This window comes from Thermosynechococcus sp. OHK43, from assembly GCF_014466085.1.
Lineage (GTDB): Bacteria > Cyanobacteriota > Cyanobacteriia > Thermosynechococcales > Thermosynechococcaceae > Thermosynechococcus.
Map to the genome: position 1 here is coordinate 1 of NZ_JACOMP010000114.1, position 6,688 is coordinate 6,688.

General features: G+C 54.0%; 8 protein-coding genes. 1 reads left to right on the forward strand and 7 read right to left on the reverse strand.

Translation table 11 applies throughout. The annotated features are described in order from the left end of the window. The 7 genes from H8Q75_RS04725 to H8Q75_RS04755 all read right to left on the reverse strand — a co-directional run. A partial coding sequence (locus H8Q75_RS04725) for a GTP-binding protein (protein WP_297040825.1) occupies window positions 1-646 on the reverse strand: 646 nt, incomplete at its 3' end. A 74-nt stretch (window positions 647-720) separates the two neighbouring features. After that, on the reverse strand, window positions 721-1,191 hold the full coding sequence (gene rpsG / locus H8Q75_RS04730) for a 30S ribosomal protein S7 (RefSeq protein WP_024124792.1): 471 nt from the start codon (window positions 1,189-1,191) through the stop codon (window positions 721-723). Between the two features lie 69 nt (window positions 1,192-1,260). After that, window positions 1,261-1,665 carry a 30S ribosomal protein S12 gene (rpsL, locus tag H8Q75_RS04735; RefSeq protein ID WP_011057584.1) on the reverse strand — a complete coding sequence of 135 codons (405 nt, stop codon included), beginning with the start codon at window positions 1,663-1,665 and terminating at the stop codon, window positions 1,261-1,263. 56 nt (window positions 1,666-1,721) lie between these two features. Beyond that, window positions 1,722-2,450 carry a 16S rRNA (uracil(1498)-N(3))-methyltransferase gene (locus tag H8Q75_RS04740; RefSeq protein ID WP_297040826.1) on the reverse strand — a complete coding sequence of 243 codons (729 nt, stop codon included), beginning with the start codon at window positions 2,448-2,450 and terminating at the stop codon, window positions 1,722-1,724. Window positions 2,451-2,457: 7 nt separating this feature from the next. Beyond that, window positions 2,458-3,951 (reverse strand): leucyl aminopeptidase, encoded by a 1,494-nt coding sequence (locus H8Q75_RS04745; protein ID WP_024124791.1) that lies wholly within the window; start codon window positions 3,949-3,951, stop codon window positions 2,458-2,460. A 55-nt stretch (window positions 3,952-4,006) separates the two neighbouring features. After that, window positions 4,007-4,432, reverse strand: a complete 426-nt coding sequence (locus H8Q75_RS04750; protein WP_024124790.1) for a VOC family protein — start codon at window positions 4,430-4,432, stop codon at window positions 4,007-4,009. 3 nt (window positions 4,433-4,435) lie between these two features. After that, complete coding sequence (locus H8Q75_RS04755; protein ID WP_024124789.1) at window positions 4,436-5,722, reverse strand: efflux RND transporter periplasmic adaptor subunit; 1,287 nt, start codon at window positions 5,720-5,722, stop codon at window positions 4,436-4,438. A 145-nt stretch (window positions 5,723-5,867) separates the two neighbouring features. Between H8Q75_RS04755 and H8Q75_RS04760 the strand changes: the two genes are divergently transcribed. Next, window positions 5,868-6,688: valine--pyruvate transaminase (locus H8Q75_RS04760; protein WP_297040827.1), on the forward strand; the 821-nt coding region annotated here is incomplete at its 3' end.

Genomic DNA, 6,688 nt, shown 5'->3' on the forward strand with positions numbered 1-6,688 from the left:
CGATAAGCTTGGTGCGATACTCCTGCGCCAGTTCAGTCATTTCGGCAGGAATTTCAGTGTCTTCGATTTCCTTGCCAAGGTCGTCTTTGTAGATTTTGGCGCGCATCCGCACCAGATCAACGATGCCCTTGAACTGATCTTCGGCACCAATGGGCAACTGAATCGGCACGGCATTCGCCCGCAGGCGATCGCGAATCTGGTCATAGACTTTGTAGAAGTTTGCCCCCGTGCGATCCATCTTGTTGACAAAGACGATGCGCGGGACGCTGTAGCGATCGGCTTGCCGCCACACGGTTTCTGATTGGGGCTGCACACCACCAACGGAGCAGAATACCGCAATCACCCCATCGAGAACGCGCATAGAGCGCTCCACTTCAATCGTGAAGTCCACGTGGCCGGGGGTGTCAATAATGTTGATTTGGTGTTCTTTCCAGGAGGTACTAATGGCGGCTGCTGTAATGGTGATGCCCCGCTCTCGCTCCTGTTCCATCCAGTCGGTAACCGTGGTACCCTCGTGCACTTCACCAATTTTGTGCACTACACCGGAATAGAACAGAATACGTTCAGTTGTGGTTGTTTTGCCCGCATCAATGTGAGCGGCAATCCCGATATTTCGCACTCGCTCTAGCGGGGTCGTCCGTGCCACAGCTACCTCCTTGTTTGTTGCATTACGTTAGAATTCTTAAGTAATTGTATCCAACTCTTGGATCGTGTGACGGTTTAGTAGCGATAGTGGGCGAAGGCCTTGTTGGCTTCTGCCATTTTGTGGGTTTCTTCCCGTTTGCGGATGGTGCTGCCTGTTTCGTTGGCAGCATCCATCAATTCATTGGCCAGCTTAGCTGACATCGACCGACCGGCTCGTTTGCGGGAAAATTGCACTAACCAGCGCAAGGCCAAGGAAACCCCGCGATCGGGACGAACTTCCATCGGGACTTGGTAGGTGGCACCCCCCACACGACGGGCTTTGACCTCCACTAAGGGCGTTGCATTTTTTACTGCACGCTCAAAAACTTGCACGGCGTCCTCACCAGTGCGCTCTTGGACGGTTTTCATTGCGTCATAGACAATGCGGCTGGCAAGGGATTTTTTGCCATTGCGCATGACCCGCTGGATCAACATATTCACCAGCACGTTGTTATAAACCGGATCAGGGGCAGTAGGCCGTTTTTGAGCGCGAGTGCGACGAGACATAGGTGCTTTGTTTTCTAGTGAAGTTTAAGGTTTCAAGGATGGACTCAAGAAGATGGAAGAGAACGGAAATTATTTTTTCTTACCGGTAGCAGCAGCTTCACCGGGCTTGGGACGCTTGGCTCCATATTTGGAGCGACCTTGCTTGCGATCTTTGACACCGGCAGTATCCAGCGTGCCACGAATAATGTGGTAGCGCACACCGGGCAAATCTTTAACACGACCGCCGCGAATCATGACCACGGAGTGCTCCTGTAAGTTGTGGCCAATTCCCGGAATGTAAGCGGTCACCTCAAAGCCAGAGGTCAGGCGTACCCGTGCCACTTTGCGCAGGGCAGAATTGGGCTTTTTGGGCGTTGTTGTGTAGACCCGTGTGCATACCCCACGCCGTTGAGGGCAGCCTTTGAGGGCAGGAGATTTTGTTTTTCTTTTCAACAGTTCCCGCTCTTGGCGGATCAGTTGCTGGATGGTGGGCATTGGGGCTTACGTTAATTTTACCGAAACTCTAGTGTATCGAGGTGGCTGTTGTGTTGTCAATGCTGTTGTGGGCTGACGCAGTGTCTCTCAGCATAATGGCTCACCACACTCAGGCTGGCGATCGCGGCAGTGACGGCTCTCAGGGTACGCCGACCCAAGGAAAATGCTTGCCACCCAGCAACTAAGACCTGCTCTAGTTCCGAGGCTGTCCATCCGCCCTCTGGCCCGATCGCTAGATAAATGGGCCCAGAAAGATTCATCTGGGGCAAGCAATTCCACAGGAGTTGCGGGGCACTTAAACTTGCAATGTAGCCCTTGGGGGTGAGACTGACCATTTCGGCAACCGACAGGGGCTCACTGAGGGTAGGCACATAAAGACGCTCACTTTGCTCGGCGGCCTCTTGGAGAATGCGTTGCCAGCGCTGGTATTTATTGATACTGGGTTGCAGGAGCGATCGCGCTGTTTGAATGGGCACAATGTGCTTGACTCCCAATTCCGTTGCCTGTTGCAACACCTGCTCAAAGTTCGCTGCCTTGAGTAGAGCCAGACAGAGAATAATCTCAGTGGACAGTTCCGTCTCACGGCAATCAGGGCGTAACAGCTTGACGGTGTGCCCTTGGAGTGCTCCAAGCCACCGCTGACCCTGACCGTCAAGAATCCAGAGTTCATCTCCCCCTTTGAGACGCAACACATGGTATAGATAATGCTGCTGCTCAGCAGTCAAGGTAACGCACTGATCTAAAATTTGGCTACCTTTAACAATGAGCCGTTGGGGCGATCGCATTTAGTTCCTAGGCACTGAGACTGCATAGCCACTCCACCAGGGTGCGCACGGGGTAGCCAGTTCCACAGGGATTGTTGTAGCCATCTTCTTTTTCCGTCCAGACTGGTCCAGCAATGTCAAGGTGTGCCCAAGGGGTATGGTCGACAAATTGCTGAAGGAATAGGGCGGCAGTAATTGACCCTGCCGAGCGCGGGCCCGTGTTTTTCATGTCAGCCACTTGGGACTTCATGGCCTCAAAGTATTTATTTTCAAGGGGCATTTGCCAGAATTTTTCCCCGCAGCGATCGCTGGCCTTTTGCAGCGCCTGGGCTAATTCGGCGTTATTGCTCCAAAGACCGGCAATATTGTCTCCCAGGGCAACAATACAGGCACCTGTCAGGGTGGCTAAATCCACAATCGCATCTACGCCCAGTTTTTCGGCATAGACAAGGGCATCAGCAAGGGTGAGGCGGCCTTCAGCATCGGTGTTGTTGACCTCGATGGTTTTACCGTTGGAGGCGGTGAGAATATCCCCCGGATGCAGCGCCCGGCCACTAATCATGTTTTCAGTGGCAGCAATAATAAAGTGGACTTCAATGCCAGCGGGTTTGAGTTGACCGATGACCTTGGCCGTTCCCAAAACGGCTGCAGCTCCCCCCATGTCCATTTTCATGGTTTCAATGCCCCCTTGGGTTTTGAGGTTGAGGCCGCCGGAATCAAACGTTAACCCCTTGCCAATGAGGGCAATTTTCTTCTGTACGTTGCCGAGGGGAGTGTAGGTAAGGTGAATAAATTTTGGCGGCAAATCAGAGGCTTGGGCCACGCCCAAAAAGGCACCCATGCCAAGGGCAGCACATTCATCGCGCTCCAAAATTTTGGCTCTCAGGCCATAGGTGGCTGCCAGTTGCTGAGCAGTTTCTGCAAGGGTGACGGGAGTCACTTCATTGGCAGGGGCGTTCACCAGTTCCCGCGCCAGAATCACGCCATCGCAAATCCGCTGCGCCCGGGTCAAGGCGGCAGTTTGTTCCCCTAGCCCTAAAAGGGTCACGACTTCTGGATAGGGTAAGAGTTTGCGCGCTTCCGGGTCAGTCTTGAAGCGGACATCACTGTGGAGGGCAAGGATAACCCCTTCGGCAACGGCTTGGGCGGCATCAGCCGCCTCTAAAGTTTCATGGGGCAGTGCTATGCCTAGGGTTTTTGCGCGTTCACGGCGGGCAGTGCGGGCAATGGTGGCGCCAGTGCGACGGAGGGCTTCTAAGTTAAATTCTTCGCGATTGCCAAGGCCAACAAGCAGGAGTTTTTTAAGGGGAAAGTTGGGTAATAGGCGCATCAGGAGGGAGGTACCAGACTTACCTTGAAATTCCCCTTCGTTGATGAGTTCCTGCAATAGGCCATTGAGGCGTTGATCGAGGGTCGTGTAGGGGTCGGTGAGGGTGAGGGTGCCTTCCGTTTGAAACACAGCGATCGCCAGTAAATCCCCCGACCAGTCGGGAATTGCTGTAGTAACCGTTTGCAGTTGCATGCCTATCTACGACCCAAAAATCTCTCAGCCCCCTTATTTTATCGGCGCTTAGGCCTCAGCAGGAACCCAGACACTGCAAAAATTCAAGGGGCAAGCCATCACAATCGCGGATAAAGGCGACGTGATAAAGGGATGAACCAATCACTTGCTGAGTTGGCTTCAGCAATAGCTGAAAGGGTAAACTCTGGGCCTTTAGGGTTTCTCCCACCTGATTGAGCCATGTTTCAAGGGGGTCAGGATGGTCACTGAGATCAAAGGAAAGATGGTAGTAGCCGACGTAGTGCTCATCGTGGAAGGAATCCGCCGCCGGCTTCGGTTGAGGGACTTGCAGAAGCTCAAGGCGGGTGTGCCAGCCCTTGAGCCAACAGGCGAGGGTATAGCCCGTGGTAAAGCGGACCTCCATCGTGAAGCCTAGGCATTCATAGAAGGCGATCGCCCGCTGGATATTGGCTGTGCGAATTGAAACATGGTGGAAGGCCATAGGCTACTCCTGTTTCGGACGTAGCCGCTCAGGAAAGTCAATAAAGACGCGCTCACCGACACTGACACCATGGATAATTTGGGTTTGATCTTGCCAGCTACTGCCAATGGTGACGGGGCGGAATTTTGGTCGTTTGTCTGCACCCACCACATAAACACCCGTTTGGCCCCGTTCAACGGCAATAGCCACTGTGGGTACCAAGAGAGCGTTGTTAATTTTTTGCCCCAGAAAATCTAAGTCCACATTCATCCCAGAACGCAGCTTTTCTAGCCCTGTCACCAAGGAAACCCGCACCTGAAAGAAGGTGACATTTTGCTCCACCACTGCCTCGGGAGCTACTAGCCGCACCCGCCCTTGAAAGGTTTCCCCTGGATAGGCATCGGCACGGATTTCAACGGGTTGCCCCACGAGCACTTGGCCAATATCCACTTCTGGTACTTCGGCAAGAATTTCTAACCCCTCAGCGATCGCCACAATGGAGGTGGAAGTGGCAGAGGTTGTTGCCGAGGCTGTAGTGGTGGGGGTTACAAAGGCTCCTGGACTGGCGTACTTTTGGGTAATGATCCCCGTAAAAGGAGCACGAATCACGGTATCTTCGAGGGCAGCACGGGCGGCTTGGACTTGGGCTTGGGCAGCAGCCACTGCGGCTTCTGCTTGACGGATGTCTTCACTGCGGGAGCCACGCTGTAAGAGTTGCAAACGCTTTTGGGCTTCATTGAGGTTGGCGATCGCACTATCGCGATTCGCTCTTAGTTCATCCAAGGTATCGCGGGGAATCGCCCCCTCCGCCGCCAAGAATTCATTGCGTTTCAGGCGTTCTTCTGCCAATTGAGCGCGGGTGGTGGCGGCTCGCACTTGGGCTGCGGCTTGGGCAATTTCCTCAGCCCGGTTCCCGGCAACGATGCGATCGCGACGGGCAATGGCGTCCGCTAGGTTGGCTTGGGCTTGGGCGAGTTGCGCTTGTTCATCGCGGTTGTCCATACGGGCAATGATTTGACCCGCTTTCACCCGATCCCCCTGTTCGACGTACAGTTCTGCCAAAAGACCCGCTCGCTTTGGACTGATATTGACAGTTTGCACAGGCACTACTTTGCCCGTGGCCGCGATGCGAGCAACTAAATCGCGACTGTCTTGAACGGAGACGGTGTAGCGATCTAGGTCAAGGGGCGTTTGGCGCGATCGCCAGAGAAGTAGTCCAGCACCGCCCACTAGGCCCGCGGCAATCACCCCAATCACGAGCGATCGCCCCGGGGATGAAGCTTTGCCGACGAAGGGGATAAAGGCTGCCATGAATCCCTTACAGTTCTTGACCTATTCTAACGTTATGTTACAGTGACCTACCGCAGAGCAGCATTGACCGTGTCTATTGGTTCTATCTGTCCCTGAATAGAAGCGCAGATGCTATCCTAACCAATACTGTCTATGTCCTTTGCCTATGAATCCTGCACTCTCCCAGATTGGCCAGCAAATGTCCCAACTGACGGGAGTCCGGGCAATCATGAAGGATATTATCGAGACGCTGCGCCTGAATCGCGGCCAAGACCTCATTAACCTGAGTGCAGGCAACCCCCTCATTCTCCCTGAGGTCGAGCAACTGTGGCGTGACTGTACCCACGAACTGATGGCCAGCCCAGAATTTGGCCAAGTGGTCTGCCGCTATGGTGCCAGCCAAGGGTATGAACCGTTGATTGCTGCTGTTGTCGATGATTTTAATCGCCGCTATGGTTTGAACCTGACGGAGCGCAACGTCCTTGTCACCCCCGGCAGTCAGGCCCTCTACTTCTTTGCTGCCAATGCCTTTGGGGGCTTGAGCGCCAACGGTCAATTAAAGAAAGTCGTTCTTCCTTTAAGTCCCGAATACACAGGCTACGGTGGCGTCAGCCTTACCCCCAATACCGTTGTTGCCTATCGTCCGCGCCTTGAGGTTTTTGAAGCGGATCACACCTTTAAGTATCGTCCAGACTTTCAACAACTGCACATTGACGACACCACGGGCTGTGTAATCTTCTCCCGTCCCTGCAATCCAACGGGAAATGTACTCACAGACCTAGAGGTGCGCCAAATTGCCGATTTGGCTGTGCCCTATGGCGTGCCGGTGCTGATTGATGCTGCCTATGGGCCACCCTACCCCAGTTTGAATTTTACCGAACTAGCGCCCGTTTTTGGCGGGAACATTGTCCACTGCCTCAGCCTTTCAAAAGCAGGGCTGCCGGGGGAACGGGTGGGGATTGCCATTGGCGATCGCGAGATTTTGAG

Bases quoted from the DNA above. Each gene is read 5' to 3' on its own strand.
- H8Q75_RS04755 (WP_024124789.1), bottom strand. From the start codon at position 5,722: ATGGCAGCCTTTATCCCCTTCGTCGGCAAAGCTTCATCCCCGGGGCGA.
- H8Q75_RS04750 (WP_024124790.1), bottom strand. From the start codon at position 4,432: ATGGCCTTCCACCATGTTTCAATTCGCACAGCCAATATCCAGCGGGCG.
- rpsL (WP_011057584.1), bottom strand. From the start codon at position 1,665: ATGCCCACCATCCAGCAACTGATCCGCCAAGAGCGGGAACTGTTGAAA.
- H8Q75_RS04740 (WP_297040826.1), bottom strand. From the start codon at position 2,450: ATGCGATCGCCCCAACGGCTCATTGTTAAAGGTAGCCAAATTTTAGAT.
- rpsG (WP_024124792.1), bottom strand. From the start codon at position 1,191: ATGTCTCGTCGCACTCGCGCTCAAAAACGGCCTACTGCCCCTGATCCG.
- H8Q75_RS04745 (WP_024124791.1), bottom strand. From the start codon at position 3,951: ATGCAACTGCAAACGGTTACTACAGCAATTCCCGACTGGTCGGGGGAT.